The sequence below is a fragment of the Streptomyces sp. NPDC051776 genome, assembly GCF_040681345.1.
Taxonomy (GTDB): Bacteria; Actinomycetota; Actinomycetes; order Streptomycetales; family Streptomycetaceae; genus Streptomyces.
On record NZ_JBFAYQ010000027.1, the window covers coordinates 35162 to 58660 of the forward strand.

Consider the following 23499-nt stretch of genomic DNA (forward strand, 5'->3'; position numbering starts at 1 on the left):
CATGATGGAGGGCGGCGCTCCGTGAGGAGCACCACCGACCGCCGAGGACGGAGAAGGAGCCCCCATGGCCGCATCCCAGGCCACCCCGCGCGCGCACGCCGCCGCGGCCGAACCGGGCCGCCCGCGGCCCGAGGACGCGGGCACCGCCGACAGCGCGAGCACCGGCGACAGCGCGAGCACCGCGGGCAGCGCGAGCACCGGCGACAGCGCGGGCACCGGCGCGAGCCCGGCGGACACCGCCGCGGCGGGCGGCCGCGTGCACGGCACGATCCGCTACTGGGCGGCGGCCAAGGCCGCGGCCGGGACGGCGGAGGAGCCGTACGACGCCGCGACCCTGGCCGACGCCCTGGACGCGGCGCGCCAACGGCACAGCGAGCGGCCCGAGTTCGCCCGTGTGCTCCGGCGCTGCTCCTTCCTCGTCGACGGGGCCCCGGTCGGGACCCGCAGCCATGGGGCGGTCACACTGGCCGAGGGCGGCACGGTCGAGGTGCTCCCGCCGTTCGCAGGAGGGTGAGCGCGACGCGATGAACGACCAGCCGCAGAATCCGCAGGGGCCGTACGGGCGGCACGATCCGTACGGCTCTCGTCCGGGCAACCCGCACCACCGGCAGCCGTACGACGCACACCACACCTACGGTCCCCATGACCCGTACGCCCACCAGGCACCGCAGCCGGCGCAGCACGGGGCCCCGGGGCCGACAGGGCCTCCTGCCGGGCCCTCCGGGCCGCCACCGGAGAGCGCGGACTGGCCGCGGCCGGGTGCAGCGAGCGGGCACTCGTACGAGGATCCGCAGACGCAGACCTGGCGTGGCCCGACGCACGACAGCGGGCAGTTCCATCATCTGCCGCCGTACCGGAATCGGCAGCACCAGGCTCCCGGCCCCCTCCCGCCGGAACAACCCGTTCAGCACCACACCCCGGCGCCGGGGCGCGCGCAGGCACCCGGTCCCATGCAGGGCGCGGGACGCGCGCAGGCACCCGCCGGCCCCGTGCAAGGCCTGGGACAAGCACAGACACCCGGCTACGTCCAGCCACCGGGCCACACACACGCTCACGGTCACACGCAGACGCCGGGGCACACGCAGACGCCGGGGCACACGCAGCCCCCCGGTCATGCCCCGGCCATGGGACCCGGGACCGGCCACCATCCCCACCCCTCGGCCCAGCCCCGGTCCGCCGGTCACGCACAGGCTCCCGGTCACGCACAGACGCCCGGTCACGCACAGACGCCCGCCCACTCCCCCGGGGCGCAGGCCCACGCCGAGAGCACGGGCACGGGGCACCCGGGCGGCGCGGCGGCCGCTGCCGCCGTCCCGGCGACGTCGGACGTATCCCTCACCCCCGCGCAGCGGGCCCGGGCCGAGGGGCGTTCACCGGTCATTCCACCGGGGATGCAGCCCGCGCTGGTGACCGCAGCTCTGTCGTCGCTGCTGGCGCTCGCTGCGCTGGTGCCGGGTCCGTTCGGCCCCTTCCTGCTCGCCGTGCCCGTACTCCTGTTGCAAGCGCTGACGGCCGCGGGCTGGTACCGGCTCAACGGCATGTGGCCCGCCCGCCAGGGCATCGTCCTCGCCTTCGCGGGCGGCCTGGCCACCGACATCGTGCTCCTCGCGACCGCGCACCAGCACGCGCCGACGGTGGCGCTCGGCACCCTCGGCGTGTGGTGCCTGCTGGTCCTGGTCCTCCAGCTCCGCAACCACAGTTCGGCGGACGAACGGCTCTACGCGCTGACGGCCGGCGTCGCGTCCAGCGCCTTCACCGTGCTCGCGGCGGGCCATCTCGCCGCCGTCGACTTTTCGGACGACGCCGTGGTCATCGGTGCGGCAGCCGTCGCCGTGGCGGCGCCGGCCCGCGCCCTGCGCCTGCCGCCGTACGCCTCCCCCGCCGCCGCGCTGATCGCCGCCGCGGGCGTGGGCATCGTGGCGGGCGGAGCGACGGGGGTGGGCGGCGCTCCGGCCGCCCTGCTCGGCGCGGTCGCGGGCGGCTGCGCCCTGATCGGGCTGCGTGTGGCGAGCTACGACTATCCGTCCCGTTTCGTCCACATGACCGCGGGCGTCGCACTGCCCCTCGCCATGGCCGCGCCCGCCGTCTACGTGCTGGGCCGGGCCCTGGGCTGACGTCGCCCACGGGCCCGGCATCGGAGCCACCGATTGCCACGCCGATGGCCCTCGTACTTCCCGTTCGGTCCCCCGGCCCCGGCACTTCTCGTCAACTCCCTTGGTTCCCGGGCCCACTGGGCCCGCCCGTCCCGTACGCCCCCGCTTCAGGACGGGCCGTGACACAAACTCGCTCGTTCGGGTGATCCTCCCCTTCCGTTGGCCGGGCCGTTAGGCTCGCGGGACAGCGGATCTGAACGGGGTCTGATCCAGAGGGTGGGGAAGCCGGCTCAATGCGCGCACTGCGAATACTCGTGATCGTCGCCGTGGTCCTGGGGGGCCTGTTCGTGGCAGCCGACCGCATCGCGGTCGGGCTCGCCGAGGACGAGGCCGCGGAGAAGATCAAGAACACCCAGGGCCTGAGCGGCGATCCCGAGGTCTCGATCAAGGGCTTCCCCTTCCTCACCCAGGTGATGAGCCAGAACCTCGACGAGGTCGAGGTGAAGCTCGACGGCGCCACGGCCAGCGCGGCCGGCCAGGAGATCCGGGTCAGCAGGATGAGCGCCGAGCTGCACGACCTGAAGATCGACAGCGACTTCGCCTCGGCGACGGCGAAGCGTGCCACCGGCTCGGCCCACATCTCGTACGCGGACCTGTCGAAGGCGTCGAGCGAGGGCGTGACCGTCGGCTACGGCGGACGGGACCAGGCGGGCAAGAGCCAGGTGAAGGTCACCGCGCGGCTGCAGCTTCCGGTCCTCGGGCAGACCTTCCAGCGGAGCGTGGTGAGCACGGTCAGCATCGTCCGTGGCGACACGATCCGGCTGCGCGCCGAGTCGGTTCCCGGCTCGGCGGTACCCGGCCTGGAGAAGGTCGTCCGCGAGCGGATCGACTTCGAACGGAAGCTCGTCGGACTGCCGGAGGGCATCGAGCTGGACAAGGTCGTCGCCACGCCCGACGGGGTCGACATAGGGGTCACCGGCAGCCGGGTGCGGCTCGCGGGCTGACGGCTCCCAGGGCTCGGAGCTCGGGCTCGGGGTACGCGGCCGGCCTCGGGACGCAGCTCCCGGTCCGGCGGGAACGTCGTCCGGCCGGGGCGGGAACGGGCTCGGGGAGTGGGCCGGTCCGAAGGGCGAGACGCCGATGTCCGTACCGCAGAAGGCGAGGGCCCGACGGGCCGCACAGGGCTGTCGCACCGCACATCGGCCATTACACGGTCCCGTATCGCGGATATCCGCATCTCATTATTTGACACGCCGGTGACATGCCCACCGACCCCTCCTTACGATCGGGGCATGACTCGACAGGCGGATCTCACGAAGCGGCGGGCTGTCGACCTGTGCCGTGTCGCCGCCATGCTCTGTCGCAGCTTCTGAAGCGGAGTCTCCGACTCCCGCTCTCCGCAGGCCCTTTGGCGGCCGACTCCGCTCACCGAAGCGGCGCGCCTTCGCCGCGCGCCACGAACCGTCGCGCGCACCGCACAGCCCGCAACCGCTCGCGCAATCAGCCACCCCCAGCGCTTCACCTGGGGGTGCACCCAGCCCCGGAGGAGAAGAACATGAGCCGCAGTGACGTCCTCGTGGACGCCGACTGGGTCGAGGCCCACCTCGACGACCCGAAAGTGGTCGTCGTGGAGGTTGACGAGGACACCTCGGCCTACGACAAGAACCACATCCGCAACGCCGTACGCATCGACTGGAAGAGGGACCTCCAGGACCCGGTGCGGCGTGACTTCATCGACCGGACCGGCTTCGAGAAGCTGCTGTCGGAGAAGGGCATCGCCAACGACGACACGGTGATCCTCTACGGCGGCAACAACAACTGGTTCGCCTCCTACGCCTACTGGTACTTCAAGCTCTACGGCCACGAGAGCGTGAAGCTCCTCGACGGCGGGCGCAAGAAGTGGGAGCTCGACTCCCGCGACCTGGTCGAGGCCGTCCCGGAGCGCCCGGCCACCGACTACAAGGCCAAGGCGCAGAACACCGCGATCCGCGCTTTCCGCGACGACGTGGTGGCCGCCATCGGCACCCAGAACCTGGTCGACGTGCGCTCCCCCGACGAGTTCAGCGGCAAGCTGCTCGCCCCGGCGCACCTGCCGCAGGAGCAGTCGCAGCGCCCTGGCCACGTGCCGAGCGCTCGCAACATCCCGTGGTCGAAGAACGCCAACGACGACGGCACCTTCAAGTCGGACGACGACCTCAAGGCGCTGTACGCCGGCGAAGAGGTGGACCTCTCCAAGGACACCATCGCGTACTGCCGGATCGGCGAGCGCTCCGCGCTCACCTGGTTCGTCCTGCACGAGCTGCTCGGTGTGGAGAACGTCAAGAACTACGACGGCTCCTGGACCGAGTACGGCTCCCTCGTCGGCGTGCCGATCGAGCTCGGCGCCGCCAAGTAACCCCTGGCCTACGGCCGATCCCCTCCCCGAAAGAAGAAGGACGCACATGTGTGGAGCAACAGCCGGCGGCCCGGACCTGGCAGGTGTTGACGTGGCCAAGGAAACGATCATCCAGGGTTCGGTGACCCGAGACGGCGAGCCCGTCTCGGGCTACGTCCGCCTCCTCGACGGCGGCGGCGAGTTCACGGCCGAGGTCCCGACCTCGGCGACCGGCCAGTTCCGGTTCTTCGCCGCCCCGGGCACCTGGACGCTGCGCGCCCTCGTGCCGGGCGCGACGGTGGACCGTACGGTCGTCGCCCAGCAGGGCGCCGCGGCGGACGTCGCGATCGCCGTCTGACGGCCCCCGTCCGAGGGCATCCGGCAGCCTCGACGGGCGTTGCGCGACGCCCGTCACGGCTTCCCGGCGGGAGGGCCGCATCCCAGGGTTGGACAGCTCTGCGGGGTGCGGCCCTCCGCCATGCCCGGAGCGAGCGTCGGGAGCGGCCGTATCGGTGCCGGACAGGCGGAGGTTCCGGTCGTACGCTGGAGTTATGTACGCGGTGCGACGACGGCGCTACTTCGTCCTCATGGGGCTCTGCGTGGGGCTCTTCGTGCTGGCCTGGGGCGTCGTACGGCTGTGGTCGGTGCCCGCCGCCGTCGGTATGTGCATCGTCGCCATGGTCATCCCGCCGGTCGCCGCGATCGTCGCGAACCGCCGCGGGCCCGACGACCGCTGGTGGGACGACCCCTCGGGGGACCCGCAGTCCGACCTGTGGTGGGACGAACTCGACGGCAAGAACCGGCGCTAGGAGCGGCAGGAACCGTCGCCAGAAGCGGTCGGCCGGACAGGCGGAGGGCCGGTAGGAGGAGGCACCCGGCCGGTCCGTCGTCCCGCCGCCATGTCGCCCCGGGCCGGTACGCCGTCCCGCCCGAACCGGCCGGTCCGTCAGTGGACGAGCGCCCGCGCGTCCCGTCGCCACCGGCCGGTCCATCAGTAGACGAGCGCCTGCGTCCCGTCCTCCACCGGCCGGTCCGTCAGTGGACGAGCACCCGCGTCCCGTCCTCCACCGGCCAGTCCGTCAGTGGACGAGCACCCGCGTCCCGTCCTCCACCGGCCAGTCCGTCAGTAGACGAGCGCCTGCGTCCCGTCCTCCACCGCCTCGCTCACGAAGACCTGGGCCCCCGCGATCCTGACCCCCTCGATCACGTCCTTCTCCGTGATGTCCCGGCGCGCCGCACACTGCGTGCACAGAGTGACCCGGCCGCCCGTGAGCACCGAGTCCAGCAGCTCGGGCAGCGGTGCGGCATGCGGAAGGTCGAACTCCGCCGCCTTGCCCGGCAGGGCGAACCACGCGGATTCGCCGGTCAGCCAGAGCGATACGTCGACGCCGCTGGCCACGGCAACCGCCGCCACCGTGAACGCCTGCGAGCACCGCTCCGGTGCGTCCGCACCGGCCGTCACCTTGATCACGAGCTTCTTCGCCATACGGCAACTCTAGAGCTGCGCGGTACGCGGCCGCCGCCGCGGGAGAACGAGGGGTGCGGCGCGGGCCCCGTTGGGCGCCGATTAGAATCGACGCAGGATTCACGAACCCCACCCCGCCGATCCGCCGAGGAGCGCGCTCGTGCTTGATGCATTCTTCACCGCCATGCTGGTCCTCGTCGCCGTCGGCGTGGTCGCGTTCGCCGGGCTGACCGTGAAGAAGCTCTTCCAGGGCCAGCGCTGACCGCCAGAGGCAACACCCCTCCCACAGATCGCCTGAGTTCATGATCGAGATCCCGTCCGACCTCAGTCCGGACCTCGTCCCCCTCGCTTTTCTCCTCGGCCGCTGGGAAGGCGCTGGAGTCTTCGACTTCCCCGGTGACGAGAAGTGCAACTTCGGCCAGGAAGTGATCTTCAGCCACGACGGCCGGGACTTCCTTGAGTACGTCTCGCACACCTGGGTCCTCGACAGCGAGGGCGGGAAGGTCCGTCCGCTGGAGAGCGAGACGGGGTTCTGGCGGATCGACAAGCAGCGCAAGGTCGAGGTCGTCATGACCCGCGACCAGGGGGTAGTCGAGGTCTGGTACGGCGAGCTCGCCGACCAGAAGCCGCAGATCGACCTGGCCACCGACGCCGTGGCCCGTACCGCCGCCTCCGGCCCGTACTCCGGCGGCAAGCGGCTCTACGGCTACGTGAACGGCGATCTGATGTGGGTCGGTGAGAAGGCCACCCCCGAGGTCGAACTGCGTCCGTACATGTCGGCGCAGCTCAAGCAGGTCGTCGACCCGCGCGAGTGGGCCAGGGACCTCAAGGACCTGCCGGACGACGGCATCGCCTTCTTCAAGTAGGAACCTCCTTCACGCTCCCGCGGGCCCTCTGCTCCGCGGATCCCTGCTTCAACGAGAACCCGGCTTTCCCCTGTCCGCCCTCGGGCAGAAGCCGCCGGATGCGGGCTCGTGCTCGACGGCGTGCGCCCGCCGTCCCGGCCGCGTCCTCCGGTCTCCTCCTACACTGACCGTGTGGTGACCACCGACTGGCAGAGCGATCTCAGAAAGCGCGGGTACCGCCTGACCCCGCAGCGCCAGCTCGTGCTGGAGGCCGTGGACAAGCTGGAGCACGCCACTCCGGACGACATCCTCACCGAGGTCCGGCGCACTGCCGGCGGCGTGAACATCTCCACGGTCTACCGGACGCTGGAGCTGCTGGAGGAGCTCGGGCTGGTCAGCCATGCCCACCTGGGGCACGGCGCGCCCACGTACCACCTGGCGGACCGGCACCACCATCTGCATCTGGTCTGCCGCGACTGCTCGGATGTGATCGAGGCCGATGTGTCGGTGGCCGAGGACTTCACACGGGAGCTGCGCGCCACGTTCGGTTTCGACACCGATCTCAAGCACTTCGCAATCTTCGGCACGTGCCGGGACTGCACGGCCGCGGCGGCCGAGCGGTCCGGAGCGGCGGCCGGGGACGTCGCGGCGGGCGAGCGGTCCGGAGCGGCGGGCACGAGCGGCGAAGGGGCCCGGGGGGCGCGTACGGGAGCACCTGCCGGAGCGCGAGGCGGAGCACCGGCCGGAGGGGGCGAAGGGCGCCCTGGCGGACCGCGCACCGGACCGTAGGCTAATAGCCATGAAGAGCCCCCTGCTGTCGCTGCCCGGCGCCGTCCCCGCCGAGGCCCCCGACGAAGGCGTCGCCGCCCACTACGGCGACCTGTTCCGCGAGCAGCGCGCGCTCGCCGACGGCACCGGCTTCGTCGACCTCTCGCACCGCGGAGTGGTCACGATCAGCGGTGCGGAGCGGCTGAGCTGGCTGCACCTGCTCCTCACCCAGCACGTCAGCGAACTGCCGCCGGGCCGCGCCACCGAGGCCCTGGTGCTGTCGGCGCACGGCCACATAGAGCACGCCCTCTATCTGGTGGACGACGGCGAGACGACCTGGGCCCACGTCGAGCCGGGCACACAGGGCGATCTCATCGCCTACCTGGAGAGCATGAAGTTCTTCTACCAGGTCGAGGTGAAGGACGCGACGGGCGACTACGCGGTCGTGCACCTGCCCGCAGGCTCGATCACCGAGACGCCGGAAGGCGTCGCCGTACGGGAGACCGCGCACGGCCGCGACCTCTTTCTGCCCCGCCTCGACCTGGAGTCCTTCGCCGCGGCGGGTGGCCCGGCCATCGGCGTGACGGCACTGGAGGCCCTGCGCGTGGAGGCGCACCGGCCGCGGTTCGGGCTGGAGACCGATCACCGCACGATCCCGCACGAGCTGGGCTGGCTGGAGTCGGCCGTCCATCTGGACAAGGGCTGCTACCGCGGCCAGGAGACGGTGGCCCGCGTCCACAACCTGGGGAAACCACCGCGCCGCCTGGTCTTCCTGCACCTGGACGGCAGCGAGGTGAAGCTGCCGGGCCACGGGGCGCCGGTGCGGCTTGCGGCGGACGGCGAGGAGGGGCGGCAGCTCGGCTTCGTCACGACGTCGGCGCGCCACCACGAGCTGGGGCCGATCGCTCTGGCGCTGGTGAAGCGGAACGTGCCCACGGACGCGGAGCTGATCGCAGACTCGACGGCCGCGGCGCAGGAAGTCGTCGTCGAGCCGTAGCAGCGAGCCCTCGCGGCCGGGGAAATCGGTATGCCGAACGGGCCGCGGCCGCAGGCCCGTTGGCGTCATGACGCCGTAACTCTCCGACGCCCAAAGCCCGTCAGAGCCCCTAAGAGCCGCTCAGGGCGCCCGTCGGAGCCGCTCAGGGCCTGTCGGAGCCGTCGGAGCCGTCGGACAGCCGGAGTCCGCAGAGCCCGTTAGAGCGTGTCGCTCAGCGTGTCCGCCAGCCGCTGCCGCACCGCGCGCGACGCCGGAAGCACCGATACGGCCACAGCACCCGCCACCGCCGCCGCCCCGAGCAGCAACAGCGCGGCCAGCGGGGGCTGTTGGGCTATCCCTGCCCCGATGCCGCTGGAGCTGCCCTGCAGGTCGATGAGCCAGCCCGCGGCCAGGACACCGGTCGCGGTGCCGGCCACGGCGGCCGCCAGCGCGGTGAATCCCGTCCCGGCCACGATCACCGCCATGATCTGGCGCGGGGTCAGACCGATGGCCTTGAGGGCGAGGAGGTCCCGTCGCCGCTCGCGTACGCCCGCGCCGATCGTCGTCGACAGCTCTGCGAGCCCGATCAGCGCGAGGACGGTGACGAGTCCGGCCAGGACTCCGCGTACGGCCGACAACTCGTCCGCGGGGTTGGGGATTTCGCGTACGTCCAGCCGCCCGCCCTGCGCCTCGGACAGCTTCTCGCCGACCGCGCCGGGGTCCGCGCCCTTCTCGAGCGCAAGGTGGTAGAAGCCGGGCCGCAGGGTCGGGTCGCGTTCCTTCAGGGTGTCGACCGATGTGGAGATCACACGCCCGCTGTCCTCGGGCTCGATGCTGCGCCCGACGATGTGCAGCACCTGCGGGCTTCCCTCGACCGTCATGCGCACCCAGTCGCCGACCTCCACACCGAGCAGATCGAGCAGCCCTTGCCCGGCAACCGCCTCGTCGGGCCCGTGGGCGGCCCGCCCCTCGGCGATGGTGAACGGGTACGGGTCGCGGTCCGTGCCGAGGCCGCGCAGCGTGATCGTTCCGGTCTGGCCGGGGACCAGAGCCTCGACCTCGGCGCCCGGATAGGCCGCGGTCACCTCCGGGCGGCTCTTCAGCATCCGCCGCACCGAGCCGTCGTCCACGCCATCGCCGCGGACGCTGAGCGGGGCCGGGATGCCGATCTTCTCCGGCTGGTTCTCGAAGCGGTCCAGCGTGCTCCATGTGCCGAGGACGACGGTGATCAGCAGCAGGGGCACGGCCAGCCGCGCCACCGCCGCCAGCGACCGCGCGCGGGAGTGGAAGGCGCCGCGCCAGCCCAGGACCAGGGCGGGCGGCAGCCGCAGGCCGAGCGCACGCCGTACGGTGCCGGTCATCCGCCGGACCGCGGGGAGGGCGGCGTGGGCCACGGGCACGGGCGGGACGCGGCCGGCGCGCCACGCCGCGAGACCCGTCGTCCCCGTGATGAGCAGCAGGGCACCGAGGGGGATCATCAGCGGGATCCAGGTGTGCGCGGGCAGCGCCTGCCACAGCCGCATCGCCTCACCGACGCGGCCGGGCAGCTGCGGGCCCAGGGTCTCGGTGAGGACCGCGCCGAGGACCGCGCCGAGGAAGGCGAGGGCCGCGTGCTCGACGAGGAAGGTGCGGACGAGCTGGGCGGGGGTGAATCCGATGGCCTTGAGGATGGAGATGTCCCGCAGATGGCCGCGGATGCGCGTACTGATCGCTCCGGCCACGGCGAGCGCGGCGGCGAGCAGGGCCCCGAGCCCGAACAGGCCGAGCAGCAGCCCGAGAAGGCGGTCGCCGCCTTCGGCGTCGGCCCGCGCGCCCTGCCAGGTGGAGACCTTGGCGACCTGGTCGGTGCCGACCTCCGTAACGGCCCGCTGGACGGCGAAGTCGGTGTCGTCGGGATCCGTGAGGCGCAGCCCGATCGTCTGGCCCCGGCGGTCGCTGTCGGGTTCGACCTTGTGCAGCGCCGAGGGGGAGACCCAGGCGATGCCGGGGGTCTCCCCGGGGCTGTAACGGGCCTCGGCGGTGTCCGCGATGCCGGTTACGCGCAGCGCACGGATCTCCCCGCCGGTGCCGCGGACCTTCAGCGCGTCGCCCGGCTCGGCCCACAGGGCGCGCGCGAGCGAGAACTCCAGCACGATCCCGTTTCCGCGGCGCTCGTCGTCCGCGTCGAGCCAGCGGCCGGATCGGAGGAGCGGACGGGCGATCTCGGGCGGCCGGGACTCTGCGGCGCGCAGCTGCACGGTGGCCCGGGTGCCGCCGAGCTCCGCGGTGGCCCCGGCCGTACCGAACGGGCCCGATACGGCCTCGACGCCGTCGAGTTCGGCCAGGGCTCCTGCGTCGGCCGCGCCCTTGGTCTGGAGCCACACGTGGGCGCCGTCGGACTGGGTGAACACGCGCTGCCAGGGGTTGGCGGCGTACGTGAGGAAAGCCCCGGCGAGCAGCAGCGAGACGATGATCCCGGCCGTGGCGAGGACGAGGAAGAGTGCTTCGCCGCGGTGCGCGCGGAGGTCGGCGCGCACCCACCGGGAGGTCGCGCGCGCCCCGGCGCCCGGTTCGGCCGCACGTAGGACGAGCCCGTGCGCGGCGGCGCGTATGCCCACCCTGCGCGGGGCGGCGCCGCGGGGGCGGCGCGCCGTGGCCCGCATCCTCGTCAGCCCTTCAGCTCGAGCATGCCGGAGACGCCGCCGCCCGGCCGCCGCTTGCCCGAGGAGCCCTGGCCCGCGGAGTCGCCGAGCGTCGCGTCGTCGGCTATCCGCCCGTCGAACAGGCTGATCACGCGATCCGCGGCGCTGGCCATCCGGGCGTCGTGCGTGACGAGCACGATGGTCTGGCCGCGCTGGTGGTATCGGGACAGCAGGCGCAGCACCTCACGGGTGCCCTTGCTGTCGAGGCTGCCCGCGGGCTCGTCGGCGAGCAGCAGGCCGGGGTGGTTGACCAGCGCGCGGGCGAGCGCGACGCGCTGCTGCTCACCTCCGGACAGCTCGCCCGGGGTGGAGTTCTCCTTGCCTTCCAGGCCGAGCTCGGCCAGCAGCTCGGTGCGGCTCTCCCGGGCCTGGCGCGGGGAGCTTCCGGCGAGCAGGGCGGGCAACTCGACGTTGTCGGCGACCGTCAGGTGCGAGACGAGGTTGAAGAACTGGAAGACGATGCCGATGCGGCGGCGGCGCAGCAGGGCCCAGCGGGCCTCGCTGTAGGTGTCGACCCGTTCGCCCTCGAGCCAGAGGCGCCCGCTGTCGGGTCGGTGCAGACCGCCGAGCAGATGGAGCAGGGTGGACTTGCCGGCGCCCGAGGGGCCGGTGACGGCGACGAACTCGCCGCGCTCGACGCACAAGTCCACACCCCGTACGGCCTCGACCGGGGCGCCTTCGGGCCGGTGCGTCTTGACCAGTGCCTCGGCCCGGATGACGGCATCGACGCTGCTCCCGGCGTCCGTGGCGGCGCCGGCGGCCGCGGCCGTGGTTGTGGCAGTGGCGGTGGCAGTGGCGTCAGCGGGCCCGATGCCCCTGGCGTCCGCAGCCCCAGGGCCCGTGGCATCCGCAGCCCCGGGGCCCGTGGCGCCGGCGCCCGCCATGCCCGCGGCGTACGCGGTCGGCACGGCGGCGGTGCCCCCGCCGTCCTCGGCGGGAGCGGCTTCGCGTGGCTCGCGGCTCATTCCAGCTCCTCCTGACAGCGCTCCAGCCAGTCGAGGTCCGCCTGCAGGTGCAGCATGGCGCCCTCGATGAGCAACTGGGAGACCGGGTTGTCCCGGTCCTCGGCCGCGGCCAGTTTCGACAGATCACGCATGGTGTTGAGGTATTGGCGACGCTGCTTGTTGATCAGGGCGACCGGATCGGCCATCCCCGTGTCCGGGGCGATGGCAAGCTTCATGAAGAACTCGTCCCGCACCCGGGGCTCGTCGGTCGGCTCCTCGAACCAGGCGGCCACCGCCTCACGTCCCGCGTCGGTGAGCTGGTAGGTGCGCTTGTTCGGCCGGCTCGACTGGGCGACCTCCTCGCCCTCGATCAGCCCGGCCTTCTCGAGCCTGCCGAGAGTGACGTAGATCTGTCCGACGTTGGGCTGAGGGTACGCGGCGCCCAGAAGCTTCTCAAGAGCCTGTTTGAGCTCGTAGCCATGGGCGGGACCCTTGGCGAGAAGTGCCAGGAGGGGCAGACGCACGCTTGCCCTCCTCCCTCCCCGCTGCCTTGCGCTGTTACCTGCTCGTTAGGTGACGATACGGGCTCCTGAACTGGGCAGTCCCACGCTGTGAGCCGCATCGCCCTGCAATATGCCCGCGACGTCTAGTATCGCGCATGCCTAACAGGTATACAGGGGCCCGTAAGACGCAGGGCGGGCCGGCACCCGTGTGCCAAGGAGGAACCTATGCGGTGGAGGCGCGCCGCGGGTAGAGGGCTCCTGGTGGCGGCGCTGATACTCGCGGGTTACGGGGGCACGGGCGCATCGGCGGGCGAACCGGCCGACGGCGACGGCCGCGGCCCGATGACCCTGGTGACCGGCCGGGACACCACCAGCTATCTGCGCGGCGTCCTCACCGACTGGAACCGCAGCCACCCCGCCGAGAAGGTCACCCTCGTCGAGCTGCCCGAGGCCGCGGACGAGGTCCGCGCCCAGATGACGACCAGCCTGCGCTCCGGCAGCGACCGTTTCGACGTCCTCAACATCGACGTCGCCTGGACCTCGGAGTTCGCCGCCGCGGGGTGGATCGCCCCACTGGAGGCCGGCCGGTTCCCGCTGAAGCACTTCCTGCCGCCCGTCGTGGACACCGCCACCTTCGGCGGGCGGCTGTACGCCCTGCCGTACGTGACCAACGCGGGCCTCCTCTACTACCGCAAGGACGTCCTCGACAAGGAGGGCAGGAATCCGCCCCGCAACTGGACCGAGCTGACGCGGCTGGCGAGGACCGTGGCCCCGAAGTACGGGCTGGACGGCTACGCAGGGCAGTTCCTCCCGTACGAGGGGCTCACCGTCAACGCGATCGAGGCCGTGCAGTCGGCGGGCGGCTCGATCCTGGCGGACGAGGGGGCGCGGGTGACCGTGGACTCCGACGCCGCCCGCAAGGGCGTCGCCTTCCTGGCGGAGGGCGTACGGGACGGGTGGATCCCGAAAGAAGCCCTGACATACAAGGAAGAGGAGTCCCGGCGGGCCTTCCAGGACGGGAAGTTGCTCTTCATGCGCAACTGGCCCTACGCCCACCAGCTGGCCGGCGGCGCGGGCTCGAAGGTCGCGGGGAAGTTCGGCGTCGTACCGCTGCCGGGCCCGGACGGCACCGCGGCGGGCGTCCTCGGCGGCTCGAACCTCGCCGTCAACACCAACTCCCGTCACAAGGAGTCGGCGCAGGACCTGCTCGCGTTCCTCTCCAGCGAGAAGGTCCAGCGCCGGGTGCTCACCGAGGGCGCCCTGCCGCCGGTATGGGCCGATGTCTACACGGATCCGGGCCTGGTGCGCCGGTACCCGTACCTGCCGACGCTCAAGAAGAGCGTGCTCGCCGCCAAACCGCGCCCGAAGAGCCCGCGTTACGAGCAGGTGAACCTGGCCGTCCAGGCAGTCGTGCACGACGCGATGGCGCAGCGGGAGACGCCGGAGGAGGCCGTCGAGCGGCTGGCGCGGGAGCTCGGGGCGATCGTGCGCCGGGGCTGAGACCTCGGCGGACGCCTGGGCGCTGAGCATCGCGCCTGAGCATGACTACTACTTATCTGTTAGGTACAGGCACCTCCCACCATTCTTCCCCATACCCGGACAAGTCCTCCTGGGGTATCCCTCATTTTGCCGCAGACTCATTGACACCTGCTGGAAAGAATTACTTAACATGCATGCATAACGCGCCGGGGCGGAGTGGATCGCGGGGCGCGTCGAGCCAGACAGACAGGCAACGGGAATGCACATAGCCACGGCCGCCGCCACCCAACACTGGTGGCGGGATGCGGTGATCTACCAGGTCTACGTCCGCAGCTTCCTCGACAGCACGGGCGACGGCATCGGCGATCTCGCCGGGGTCCGAGCGGGACTGCCCTATTTGCGGAAGCTGGGCGTGGACGGCATCTGGCTCAGCCCGTTCTACCCCTCACCGCACCACGACCACGGCTACGACGTCGCCGACTACCGCGACGTGGACCCGGTCTTCGGCGACCTGCAGGAGTTCGACCACCTGGTGGCGGACGCCCAGCGGCTCGGGCTGAAGGTCCTCATCGACATCGTCCCCAACCACTGCTCCAGCGAGCACCCCTGGTTCCGCGACGCCCTCGCGGACGGTCCGGGGGGCGAGGCCCGCAAGCGGTTCCACTTCGCCGACGGGCGCGGCGAGAACGGCGAACTGCCGCCCAACAACTGGCGAGCCATGTTCGGCGGCCCGGCCTGGTCTCGGGTGACCGAGCCGGACGGTGCGCCCGGCCAGTGGTACCTGCACCTCTTCACCCCGGAGCAGCCGGACCTCAACTGGCGCGACCCGTCGGTCGCCCGCTCCTTCGACGAGATCCTCCGCTTCTGGCTGGACCGCGGAGTCGACGGCTTCCGCATCGATGTGGCGGCCGGGCTGTTCAAGCACGCCGAGCTGCCGGACTCACCCGACCCGGAGGCGGACGAGCGCGCCCGCGACTCGGTCAACCCGCTCGCCTGGAACCAGCCGGAGGTGCACGACGTGTGGCGCCAGTGGCGGGCGGTGTGCGAGGAGTACACCGCACGCGACGGCTACGACCGGCTGCTCGTCGGCGAGGTGTCGGTGCCCACGGCCCGCGAGCACGCCAAGTACGTCCGCTCCGACGAACTCCACCAGGCCTTCTTCTTCGACCTGTTGAGCGCCGACTGGGACCACGACGCCTTCCGCAAGACCATCTCCGAGGCCCTCACCGACATCGCCGGGACCGGCTCCACCGTCACCTGGGTCCTCAACAATCACGACCAGGTCAGGACCGTCACCCGCTACGCCGGTGGGTCGATCGCGGTCGGCGCCGCACGCGCCCGCGCCGCGGCCCTGCTGATGCTCGCCCTGCCGGGCGCCGCGTACGTCTACCAGGGCGAGGAGCTCGGTCTGCCCGAGGTCGTGGACCTCCCGGACGACGTGCTCACCGACCCGATCTTCCGCAGGACCGGCAGCCGGCTGCGCGTCCGCGACGGCTGCCGGGTGCCGCTGCCCTGGTCCGGCCAGGCCTCGCCGTTCGGCTTCACGGCGGGCGGTGACGGGGCGGCGCGACCGTGGCTGCCCCAGCCGGAGTGGTTCGCCGAGCACGCCACCGACCGGGCCCTGTCCGACACCCGCTCGTTCTGGCACCTCTACCGCGACGGGCTCGCGCTGCGGCGCAGCCTGCCCCAGCTCGGCGAAGGCCCGCTGCGCTGGCGGGAGACGGAGCCGGGAGTCCTCGCCTTCGAACGGGGCGACGGCCTGGTCTGCGCGGTCAACTTCGGCCTCGAACCCGTACCGGCGCCCCTTGCCGGGACTCCGCTGCTCTCGAGCGGCGACTGCCCTCCGGGGATCCTCCCCGGCTCCACCGCTGCCTGGTGGATCAGCGACCTCTCCACGAAGGGAACCAGTTCATGAGCCACCCGATGAAGCGCGCCAGCAGAAACGACCGGGGGCGCCGCCGTGCAGCCGCGACGGGGGCCGCGGTCCTCGGCCTCGCCCTGACCGCCACCGCGTGCGGAGGCGGCACGTCGAGCGACAGCAAGCAGGAGCTCAAGGGCCAGTCGGTGACGGTCGCCGGTGTGTGGACCGGCGTCGAGCAGAAGAACTTCAAGAAGGTGCTCCAGGCCTTCGAGGACAAGACCGGTGCCGAGACCAACTTCATCTCCACCGGCGACAACGTCTCCACCGTCATCGGCAGCAAGATCGAGGGCGGCAACGCGCCCGACGTGGTCATGGTGCCGCAGCCGGGTGTGCTCAAGCAGTTCGCCGACAAGAACTGGCTCCAGCCGCTGTCCGCCAACGTGTACGAGAAGGCGGGCATCAACTTCGCGCCGGTGTGGCGGGACTACGGCAGCATCAACGGCAAGTACTACGGCCTGTACTTCAAGGCGTCCCACAAGTCGACAGTCTGGTACAGCCCGGATGCCTTCGCGCAGGCGGGAGTTCAGCCGCCGAAGACCTTCGACGCCCTGCTGAAGACCGGCAAGACCCTCTCCGACTCGGGCCTGCCCGCCTTCTCCGTCGCGGGCGAGGACGGCTGGACGCTCACCGACTGGTTCGAGAACGTCTACCTCTCCCAGGAGGGCCCGAAGAAGTACGACCGGCTCGCCGAGCACAAGATCAAGTGGACGGACCCGTCCGTGGTGAAGGCCCTCACCACGCTCGGCAAGCTGTTCAAGGACAAGAACATGGTCGCCGGCGGCACGTCCGAGGCGCTGCGCACCGACTTCCCCGAGTCCGTCGAGAACGTCTTCGGCAACGAGCCGAAGGCCGGCATGGTCTACGAGGGCGACTTCGTCGGCGGCATCGTCTCCGGCGAGTTCAAGAAGAAGGTCGGCAAGGACGCCAAGTTCTTCGGCTTCCCCGCCGTCAAGGGCGGCAAGGAGCCGGTCGTCGCTGGCGGTGACGCCGCCGCGGTCCTCAAGGCGGGCAAGAACCGCGAAGCGGCCATGAAGCTGGTCGAGTTCTTCGCCACGCCGGAGGCGGCGAAGATCTGGGCCGAGGCCGGCGGCTTCATCTCCCCCAACGAGAAGCTGGACCTCGACGCCTACCAGGACGCGACCAGCCGCAAGACCGCCGAGTCGATCGTCAACGCCGGCGACGCAGTCCGGTTCGACATGTCCGACCTGGCCCCGGCGGCCTTCGGCGGCACCCAGGGCGCCGGCGAGTGGAAGGTCCTCCAGGACTTCCTGCGCGACCCGTCCGACCCCGAGGGCGCTGCCGAGAAGCTCGAGGCCGCAGCCGCCAAGGCGTACAAGGACACCCAGAACTGAGGCCCTGACCCATGTCTGCCACTCCCGTGAAGGGCGCCGCACCGCCCGACACCTCCACCACGGCGCCGCCCCGGAAGGGGGGCGGCGCCCCCAACCCGCGCCAGCAGGCGGCCCGGCGGCGACGGCTCGTCGCCCTGGTCTTCCTGCTGCCTGCGCTGCTCCTGCTGGGGGCGCTCGTTGCGTACCCGATCCTGTTCACGATCGGCCGCAGCTTCTTCGACGCCTCCGGCACGCAGTTCGTCGGCGGCGAGAACTACGCCGAGATGTTCGCCGACCCCGCGACCCTCAAGGCGGTCCGCAACAGCGCGATCTGGGTCGTGGTGGCCCCCGCGCTGCTGACGGGCATCGGTCTCGTCCTCGCGGTGCTCACCGAGAAGATCCGCTGGGGCACCGCGTTCAAGCTCGTGATGTTCATGCCGATGGCGATCTCGTTCCTCGCCGCCGGCATCATCTTCCGCGTCGTGTACGAGCACGACCCCGAGAAGGGCGTCCTCAACGCGGCCGCGGTCGGTATTCACGACGCCTTCGACGAGAGCCAGGGCTACCCCTCCGCCCGCCCCAAGACGGACGCCGTCCTGGCCAAGGGCAAGGACGGCTCGTACACGACGAAGGACAAGTCGTCCCCCGGCAACACGGTCGACCTCGGCCTCGTCGGCGTGTCTCCCAAGGAGCTGCCGAAAGACGCGAAGCTCGCCCGCGCCGCCTCCACCGAGCCCGCCGCCGACGGCGAACTCCGCGGAGTGGTCTGGGTGGACTTCACGCTCGGCGGCGGCGGCAAGGACAACAAGGTCGACCCGAAGGAGAAGGGTCTGCCGGGTATGACCGTCGAAGCCGTCAAGGACGGCAAGGTCGTGGACACGGCGACCACCGCGGCCGACGGCTCGTACCGCTTCACGGACCTGAAGTCGGGCGACTACTCCGTACGGCTCCCCGCGGACAACTTCTCCGAGCCGTACGGCGGTGTGGAGTGGCTCGGTCCGGCTCTCATCACCCCCGCCATCATCGGCGCCTATCTGTGGATCTGGACCGGCTTCTCGATGGTGCTCATCGGTGCCGGACTCTCGGCCATGCCCCGCGACGTCATGGAAGCGGCGCGGATGGACGGGGCGAACGAGTGGCAGATCTTCCGAAAGATCACCGTGCCGCTGCTCGCACCCGTGCTCGGCGTGGTCTTCGTGACCCTGGTGATCAACGTGATGAAGGTCTTCGACCTCGTCTACATCATCGCCCCGGGTCCCGTGAAGCAGGACGCCAACGTGCTGGCCCTCCAGATGTGGCTGGTCTCCTTCGGCGGCGGCAACAACCAGGGCCTCGGTAGCGCGCTGGCCGTGTTCCTGCTGCTCCTGGTGGTCCCGGCCATGATCCTCAACATCCGACGTTTCCGCAGGAGCCAGTCATGACCGTCGACGCCCCTCCCCGGACGACCGCCAGGCGTCATGCGAGGACGGCAGCGCGGAAGCCCGGCCCCGCCGCCTGGCTGAGCCGGCGAGCCGGCCGCGGCCTGGTGCAGGTCGGCCTGGCTCTCGTCGCGCTGGTATGGCTCACCCCGGCCGCGGGCCTGTTCGTCTCCTCGCTGCGCAGCGACGAGGACAACGCCGCCAGCGGCTGGTGGACGGCCCTCTCCGGGGCCGGGAGCCTGTCGTTCGACAGCTACTCGGCCCTCCTCGAGGACTCCGGCATCGTCAGCGCCTTCTGGAACACGGTGGCGATATCGGTGCCCGCCACGGTCACGGTGGTGGTCGTCGCGGCCCTCGCCGGATACGCCTTTGCCTGGCTGGAGTTCCCCGGCCGCGACTGGATCTTCCTGATCGTCGTGGGCATGCTCGTGGTGCCCGTTCAGGTCGGCCTGCTGCCGGTGGCCAAGATGTTCGGCGCCGTCGGCCTCTTCGGCACCATCCCCGGCGTGGTCCTCTTCCACGTCGCCTACGGTCTGCCGTTCGCCGTCTTCCTGCTGCGCAACTACTTCGCGGAGATCCCCCGGGAGATGCTGGAGGCAGCGCGGATGGACGGTGGCAGCGAGTGGCGGATCTTCGTCCAGCTCGTTCTCCCCCTGGGCCGGCCGGCGATCGCGTCCCTGGCCATCTTCCAGTTCCTCTGGGTCTGGAACGACATGCTGGTGGCGCTGATCTTCTCCGACAGCGGTTCGCAGCCGCTGACGGTGGCCCTGCAGTCGCAGATGCGCCAGTTCGGCAGCAACATCGGCGTACTGGCGCCCGGTGCCTTCCTGTCCCTGATCGTGCCGGTCGTGGTGTTCTTCGCCTTCCAGAAGCACTTCGTCCAGGGAGTCATGGCCGGCTCGGTGAAGTGAGCCGTCCTGAGCGGCACGAGGGCGGATCTCCAGGGGAACCCGGCTCCCCTCGGAGGTCCGCTCTCCGGGCTTCCGGCCCCCGCTCGAACAAGGCTCCGCGGGCGGGGACGACTCCGCAGGGGGAAAGCCGGGCCCCGGCGGGCTCAGACTTCGACGAGCACGGTGAACGGGCCGTCGTTCGTGAGCGAGACCTTCATGGCCGCTCCGAACCGGCCCGTTTCCACATGCGCGCCCAAGGCCCTGAGTTGCGCCACGACCTCATCGACGAGCGGCTCGGCGATCTCGCCGGGAGCCGCCGCGTTCCACGTGGGCCGGCGCCCCTTGCGGGCGTCACCGTAGAGAGTGAACTGGGAGATCACGAGCAGCGGCGCATCGAGGTCGGAGCAGGACTTCTCCCCCTCCAGGATCCGTACCGACCAGAGCTTGCGCGCCAGTTGAGCGGCTTTCTCCACCGTGTCGTCGTGCGTGACCCCGACCAGCACACACAGCCCCGGCCCGACGATCTCGCCGACCGTCTCCCCTTCGACGACGACGCTCGCCCCGTTGACCCTCTGCACCACAGCACGCATACGGACCATGATGCCCTGCGTCCGTCCGGGTCTTATCGGCAGCGGTGCCGGTGCACGTGCACCGGCGATAGTGGCACGATGCATCACAAGCGGTGCGCATCACGGCACCCTGCTGCCGCACCGGACGAGGGGACGGATGAGGCATGAGTACACCCGGCACCGGCCACGCGGCCACCACCAGCCGCCCGCCCACACAGCGCGCGGCACCGGTGGCACTGACCGACGCCCCGCAGCCGGACCTGGAGTCCCTGCGACTGCCCGAACTGCGGTCTCTGCGCCGCCAGTCGCAGCAGGAGGAGGCCGACCTGAGTTACGTACGGCGGCTGCTGCAGGGACGGATCGACATCCTCCGTGCGGAGCAGGCGCGGCGGGCAGCGCCGGAGGCACCCGTCGTGGACCGCTTGCACGAGATCCTGGCGGACGGGCCCAGCAGCGGGCGCTCCGCACGGCACGTGACGCTGGGCACCCCGCACAGCGAGAAGTACCGCCAACTGGCGGAGGACATGCTGTCCGAGGTCGAGCTGTCGGACCTGGAGTCGCGTACGGACGAGGAGTTGCTCGGCGCGATGGGCCGGCTGGTGCGCTGCGAGCAGCAGGTGTCGCGGCGGCGGCAGCAGCTCCAGCGGACGGCAGACGGCTGCAGCGCGGAGATCGCCCGCCGGTACCGCGACGGCGAGGCCCAGGTGGATGATCTGCTGGCATGATGGACGGCATAGCGAACGGCACAACGAACGGGGTGCGGGTACGGGAGGCGGCGGCCGAGGCCGCGCGAGGAGACCGGGAGTCCGCTCCGCCGGACTCCGGCAGGGCGATCGCTCCGGTGCTCGCCGAGGCGGTCCGTTCCGGATTCACCGAGAGCCTCCACCGCGGGTCCCTGGTCGTCCTCGGTCGCGGCGGCGAGGTGGAACTCGCACTCGGCGACGTCGTCTCCCCCGTCTTCCCCAGGTCCGCCAACAAGCCCATGCAGGCGGCCGGTGTGCTGCGCGCCGGTGCCGACCTCTCCGGCGAGCGTCTGGCGCTCGCCACCGGAAGCCACTCGGGCGAACCGTTCCATCGCGAGCTCGTCCGGACGATGCTTGCGGAGGCCGGATTGACGGCCGCGGCCCTCAGGACCCCGGCGGACCTCCCGATCGACCCGGTCGAGTCACAGGCGTATCTGGCCGCCGGCGGGTCCGCCGACCCTGTCTCCATGAACTGCTCGGGCAAGCACGCCGCGATGCTCGCCGCCTGTGTCGCGGCGGGCTGGCCCGTGGACGGCTACGTGGATCCGGATCATCCGTTGCAGCTCCTCGTGCGGGAGACGATCGAGGAGGCGAGCGGCGAGAAGGTCGCACACATCGGGGTCGACGGGTGCGGTGCCCCGCTGCCGGCGTTCTCCCTCACCGGGCTCGCCCGCGCGTTCCGCCACCATGTCCTGGCCGACCCGGGCACCCCCGAGCGGCGCGTGGCGGACGCGATGCGGGCCCACCCCGAGTACGTGGCGGGGACGCGCCGCATCGACACCTGGCTGATGCGGGACGTTCACGGGGCGCTGGCCAAGGTGGGGGCCGAAGCCGTGCAGGCGGTGGCCCTTGAGGACGGCCGCGCCCTCGCCTTCAAGATCGAGGACGGGGGGAAGCGGGCCGTGGGGCCGGTCCTGGCCCGGGCGCTCCGGCTGATGAGTGTCACGACTCCGGTCCTCGACCGGATCGCCGACTCTCCGCTGCTGGGCGGCGGCCGGCCCGCGGGCGAGGTGCGCGCGGCGTTCTGACGCGGCGGGGCGCCGGGCGGTACGACGGCCGAACGAGCGCAGCAAAGGGGCGCAGTACGGGCGAGTACGGACGCAGCCAACGGCCGCCGTGCGAGCGCCGGACTTGCTCCGTAGGAGCGTCGGACTTGCTCCGGATGAGCGCCGTTTGAGCGCCGGAAAATTCAGGGGACCCGCGGGGGTCCCCTGGCCTAGCGTGGCCGTATGAGCCTCGAGGTCCGGACGGTCAGCGACGTCGAACTGCGCGACTGGATGCGCGCCATGGCGACCGGCTTCCTGCAGGAACCGGAGATATCGGCGGCGGAGGTCGAGGCGCGCCGTCCCGCCATCGACCCCGACCGGACGCAGGGAGCGTTCGACGCGGGCCGCTGCGTCGGCACGTACCGCAGCTTCGATCAGCGGCTCACCGTCGTCGGCGGCGGTTCGGTGGCGGCGAACGCGGTCTCCAATGTGACCGTCTCCCCAACGCACCGGCGGCGCGGCCTGCTCAGCCGGATGATGGAGAAGGACCAGGCGTCGGCGAAGGAGCGCGGCGACGTCGTCTCCACGCTGATCGCCGCGGAGTACCCGATCTACGGACGGTACGGCTTCGGCCCCGCGACGTGGACCGCCGAGTGGGAGGTCGACGTGGCACGGTCCGGTGTCGACCCGCGCTGGTCGGGCCCGGACGACGGCAGCCGCGTCGATCTGACCGACGGCGCGGAGGTGCGAAAGGCCGGACCGGAGCTGCACGAGCGGCTGCGGGCCGTGCAACACGGCGTGGTGGACCGCGACGAGCGCTGGTGGCTGCGGGCCACGGGCGAAACCCGTATCGCCTCGGATCAGTGGACGGAGCCGTTCTACGCGGTCCACCGCCCTGCGGACGGCAGCGGCAGGATCGACGGCCTCCTCGTCTACACGGCGAAGAACCGGTGGGAGGCCAAGCAGCCGAACTGCAGCGCCAAGGTACGCAGCATGATCGCGGCGACCCCGGCGGCGGAGCGGGCCCTGTGGAACTTCCTGTTGTCGGTCGACTGGATCACCACGGTCGGCTCGGGCCTCAGGGCACCCGACGACCTCCTGCCGCTCCTCCTTCCCGATCCGCGCGCCGCGCGCCTGACGACGCACGCGGACTTCCTCTGGGTCCGGCTGCTGGACGTACCGCGGGCGCTGGAGGCCAGGACGTACCCGGCGGCGGGCTCGCTGGTGCTGGACGTTCACGATGAGGCGGGTCTCGCAGAGGGCCGTTTCCGTCTGGACGCCTCCCCGGAGGGCGCCTCCTGCACGCCGACGACGGCCGCGGCCGATCTGACGCTGCGCGTGGGCGAGTTGGGGGCGCTGTACCTGGGTGACGAATCGGCGGTGCGCCTGGCGTCTCTGGGGCGCGTCGCGGAAGAGCGCGCGGGGGCGGCGCGGCTGGCGGACACACTGCTGCGGACGTCCCGCCGCCCGTGGTGCCCGGACGTCTTCTGACGCCGCGGGCAGGGCGGCGGGC

22 protein-coding genes are annotated in these 23499 nt (G+C 71.6%); 17 read left to right on the top strand and 5 right to left on the bottom strand.

The window, feature by feature from the left end; genetic code table 11:
• Nucleotides 1-256 precede the first annotated feature (256 nt).
• The 6 genes from AB0M26_RS20730 (at nt 257) to AB0M26_RS20755 (ending at nt 5276) form a co-directional block, all read left to right on the top strand.
• Nucleotides 257-514 carry a MoaD/ThiS family protein gene (locus AB0M26_RS20730; RefSeq protein WP_365263321.1) on the top strand — a complete coding sequence of 86 codons (258 nt, stop codon included), beginning with the start codon at nt 257-259 and terminating at the stop codon, nt 512-514.
• 328 nt (nt 515-842) lie between these two features.
• Nucleotides 843-2114 (top strand): hypothetical protein, encoded by a 1272-nt coding sequence (locus AB0M26_RS20735; protein ID WP_365263322.1) that lies wholly within the window; start codon nt 843-845, stop codon nt 2112-2114.
• Nucleotides 2115-2386: 272 nt separating this feature from the next.
• Nucleotides 2387-3097: a DUF2993 domain-containing protein gene (locus tag AB0M26_RS20740; RefSeq protein WP_365263242.1), complete on the top strand. Its 711-nt coding sequence runs from the start codon at nt 2387-2389 to the stop codon at nt 3095-3097.
• A 551-nt stretch (nt 3098-3648) separates the two neighbouring features.
• Complete coding sequence (locus tag AB0M26_RS20745; protein ID WP_365263245.1) at nt 3649-4488, top strand: sulfurtransferase; 840 nt, start codon at nt 3649-3651, stop codon at nt 4486-4488.
• 46 nt (nt 4489-4534) lie between these two features.
• Complete coding sequence (locus tag AB0M26_RS20750) at nt 4535-4825, top strand: DUF1416 domain-containing protein (RefSeq protein ID WP_365263248.1); 291 nt, start codon at nt 4535-4537, stop codon at nt 4823-4825.
• A 193-nt stretch (nt 4826-5018) separates the two neighbouring features.
• A complete protein-coding gene (locus AB0M26_RS20755; protein WP_365263251.1) occupies nt 5019-5276 on the top strand; it encodes a DUF3099 domain-containing protein in 258 nt (85 codons plus the stop codon).
• A 314-nt stretch (nt 5277-5590) separates the two neighbouring features.
• On the opposite strand, the gene AB0M26_RS20760 is transcribed toward AB0M26_RS20755, so the two are convergent.
• On the bottom strand, nt 5591-5953 hold the full coding sequence (locus AB0M26_RS20760) for a DsrE family protein (protein ID WP_365263254.1): 363 nt from the start codon (nt 5951-5953) through the stop codon (nt 5591-5593).
• A gap of 281 nt (nt 5954-6234) precedes the next feature.
• Between AB0M26_RS20760 and AB0M26_RS20765 the strand changes: the two genes are divergently transcribed.
• From AB0M26_RS20765 to AB0M26_RS20775, 3 genes are all read left to right on the top strand, one after another.
• Nucleotides 6235-6798, top strand: coding sequence for an FABP family protein (locus tag AB0M26_RS20765; protein ID WP_365263256.1), 564 nt, complete (start codon nt 6235-6237; stop codon nt 6796-6798).
• Nucleotides 6799-6969: 171 nt separating this feature from the next.
• Nucleotides 6970-7566 (top strand): transcriptional repressor, encoded by a 597-nt coding sequence (locus tag AB0M26_RS20770; RefSeq protein WP_365263258.1) that lies wholly within the window; start codon nt 6970-6972, stop codon nt 7564-7566.
• A gap of 10 nt (nt 7567-7576) precedes the next feature.
• Entirely contained in the window at nt 7577-8542 is a 966-nt protein-coding gene (locus AB0M26_RS20775; RefSeq protein WP_365263260.1) for a folate-binding protein, read from the top strand.
• A gap of 197 nt (nt 8543-8739) precedes the next feature.
• On the opposite strand, the gene AB0M26_RS20780 is transcribed toward AB0M26_RS20775, so the two are convergent.
• The 3 genes from AB0M26_RS20780 to AB0M26_RS20790 all read right to left on the bottom strand — a co-directional run bounded on the left by AB0M26_RS20780 (nt 8740) and on the right by AB0M26_RS20790 (nt 12670).
• Nucleotides 8740-11163 (bottom strand): FtsX-like permease family protein, encoded by a 2424-nt coding sequence (locus AB0M26_RS20780; RefSeq protein ID WP_365263262.1) that lies wholly within the window; start codon nt 11161-11163, stop codon nt 8740-8742.
• Between the two features lie 5 nt (nt 11164-11168).
• The gene (locus AB0M26_RS20785) at nt 11169-11918 is read right to left on the bottom strand and encodes an ABC transporter ATP-binding protein (protein ID WP_365263323.1); all 750 of its coding nucleotides are present in this window, start codon (nt 11916-11918) and stop codon (nt 11169-11171) included.
• A gap of 245 nt (nt 11919-12163) precedes the next feature.
• Entirely contained in the window at nt 12164-12670 is a 507-nt protein-coding gene (locus tag AB0M26_RS20790; protein ID WP_365263264.1) for a PadR family transcriptional regulator, read from the bottom strand.
• A gap of 204 nt (nt 12671-12874) precedes the next feature.
• Between AB0M26_RS20790 and AB0M26_RS20795 the strand changes: the two genes are divergently transcribed.
• From AB0M26_RS20795 to AB0M26_RS20815, 5 genes are all read left to right on the top strand, one after another.
• A complete protein-coding gene (locus AB0M26_RS20795) occupies nt 12875-14149 on the top strand; it encodes an ABC transporter substrate-binding protein (RefSeq protein ID WP_365263266.1) in 1275 nt (424 codons plus the stop codon).
• Nucleotides 14150-14387: 238 nt separating this feature from the next.
• Nucleotides 14388-16043 carry a glycoside hydrolase family 13 protein gene (locus AB0M26_RS20800; RefSeq protein ID WP_365263268.1) on the top strand — a complete coding sequence of 552 codons (1656 nt, stop codon included), beginning with the start codon at nt 14388-14390 and terminating at the stop codon, nt 16041-16043.
• Entirely contained in the window at nt 16040-17401 is a 1362-nt protein-coding gene (locus tag AB0M26_RS20805) for an ABC transporter substrate-binding protein (RefSeq protein ID WP_365263270.1), read from the top strand. Before AB0M26_RS20800 ends, AB0M26_RS20805 begins: the two co-directional genes overlap by 4 nt.
• An 11-nt stretch (nt 17402-17412) precedes the next feature.
• The gene (locus AB0M26_RS20810) at nt 17413-18801 is read left to right on the top strand and encodes an ABC transporter permease subunit (RefSeq protein WP_365263272.1); all 1389 of its coding nucleotides are present in this window, start codon (nt 17413-17415) and stop codon (nt 18799-18801) included.
• Nucleotides 18798-19709 (top strand): carbohydrate ABC transporter permease, encoded by a 912-nt coding sequence (locus tag AB0M26_RS20815; RefSeq protein ID WP_365263274.1) that lies wholly within the window; start codon nt 18798-18800, stop codon nt 19707-19709. Before AB0M26_RS20810 ends, AB0M26_RS20815 begins: the two co-directional genes overlap by 4 nt.
• 143 nt (nt 19710-19852) lie before the next feature.
• Here AB0M26_RS20815 and dtd read toward each other — a convergent pair whose 3' ends face one another.
• Entirely contained in the window at nt 19853-20278 is a 426-nt protein-coding gene (dtd, locus tag AB0M26_RS20820) for a D-aminoacyl-tRNA deacylase (protein ID WP_365263275.1), read from the bottom strand.
• Between the two features lie 143 nt (nt 20279-20421).
• On the opposite strand from dtd, the gene AB0M26_RS20825 reads away from it, so the two are divergent.
• The 3 genes from AB0M26_RS20825 (at nt 20422) to AB0M26_RS20835 (ending at nt 23477) form a co-directional block, all read left to right on the top strand.
• Nucleotides 20422-20982, top strand: coding sequence for an ABC transporter substrate-binding protein (locus AB0M26_RS20825; protein ID WP_365263277.1), 561 nt, complete (start codon nt 20422-20424; stop codon nt 20980-20982).
• The gene (locus tag AB0M26_RS20830) at nt 20979-22028 is read left to right on the top strand and encodes an asparaginase (protein WP_365263278.1); all 1050 of its coding nucleotides are present in this window, start codon (nt 20979-20981) and stop codon (nt 22026-22028) included. The genes AB0M26_RS20825 and AB0M26_RS20830 overlap by 4 nt, the downstream gene beginning before the upstream one ends.
• Nucleotides 22029-22229: 201 nt before the next feature.
• Complete coding sequence (locus tag AB0M26_RS20835) at nt 22230-23477, top strand: GNAT family N-acetyltransferase (RefSeq protein WP_365263280.1); 1248 nt, start codon at nt 22230-22232, stop codon at nt 23475-23477.
• Nucleotides 23478-23499: the final 22 nt, after the last annotated feature.

What these genes read in the sequence shown, in the direction of transcription:
- AB0M26_RS20825 (WP_365263277.1), top strand. Translation starts at nt 20,422, where the DNA reads ATGAGTACACCCGGCACCGGCCACGCGGCCACCACCAGCCGCCCGCCC.
- AB0M26_RS20740 (WP_365263242.1), top strand. Translation starts at nt 2,387, where the DNA reads ATGCGCGCACTGCGAATACTCGTGATCGTCGCCGTGGTCCTGGGGGGC.
- AB0M26_RS20815 (WP_365263274.1), top strand. Translation starts at nt 18,798, where the DNA reads ATGACCGTCGACGCCCCTCCCCGGACGACCGCCAGGCGTCATGCGAGG.
- AB0M26_RS20805 (WP_365263270.1), top strand. Translation starts at nt 16,040, where the DNA reads ATGAGCCACCCGATGAAGCGCGCCAGCAGAAACGACCGGGGGCGCCGC.
- AB0M26_RS20745 (WP_365263245.1), top strand. Translation starts at nt 3,649, where the DNA reads ATGAGCCGCAGTGACGTCCTCGTGGACGCCGACTGGGTCGAGGCCCAC.
- AB0M26_RS20800 (WP_365263268.1), top strand. Translation starts at nt 14,388, where the DNA reads ATGCACATAGCCACGGCCGCCGCCACCCAACACTGGTGGCGGGATGCG.
- AB0M26_RS20775 (WP_365263260.1), top strand. Translation starts at nt 7,577, where the DNA reads ATGAAGAGCCCCCTGCTGTCGCTGCCCGGCGCCGTCCCCGCCGAGGCC.
- AB0M26_RS20810 (WP_365263272.1), top strand. Translation starts at nt 17,413, where the DNA reads ATGTCTGCCACTCCCGTGAAGGGCGCCGCACCGCCCGACACCTCCACC.
- AB0M26_RS20765 (WP_365263256.1), top strand. Translation starts at nt 6,235, where the DNA reads ATGATCGAGATCCCGTCCGACCTCAGTCCGGACCTCGTCCCCCTCGCT.
- AB0M26_RS20780 (WP_365263262.1), bottom strand. Translation starts at nt 11,163, where the DNA reads ATGCGGGCCACGGCGCGCCGCCCCCGCGGCGCCGCCCCGCGCAGGGTG.
- AB0M26_RS20830 (WP_365263278.1), top strand. Translation starts at nt 20,979, where the DNA reads ATGATGGACGGCATAGCGAACGGCACAACGAACGGGGTGCGGGTACGG.
- AB0M26_RS20755 (WP_365263251.1), top strand. Translation starts at nt 5,019, where the DNA reads ATGTACGCGGTGCGACGACGGCGCTACTTCGTCCTCATGGGGCTCTGC.
- AB0M26_RS20835 (WP_365263280.1), top strand. Translation starts at nt 22,230, where the DNA reads ATGAGCCTCGAGGTCCGGACGGTCAGCGACGTCGAACTGCGCGACTGG.
- AB0M26_RS20750 (WP_365263248.1), top strand. Translation starts at nt 4,535, where the DNA reads ATGTGTGGAGCAACAGCCGGCGGCCCGGACCTGGCAGGTGTTGACGTG.
- AB0M26_RS20760 (WP_365263254.1), bottom strand. Translation starts at nt 5,953, where the DNA reads ATGGCGAAGAAGCTCGTGATCAAGGTGACGGCCGGTGCGGACGCACCG.
- dtd (WP_365263275.1), bottom strand. Translation starts at nt 20,278, where the DNA reads ATGCGTGCTGTGGTGCAGAGGGTCAACGGGGCGAGCGTCGTCGTCGAA.
- AB0M26_RS20795 (WP_365263266.1), top strand. Translation starts at nt 12,875, where the DNA reads ATGCGGTGGAGGCGCGCCGCGGGTAGAGGGCTCCTGGTGGCGGCGCTG.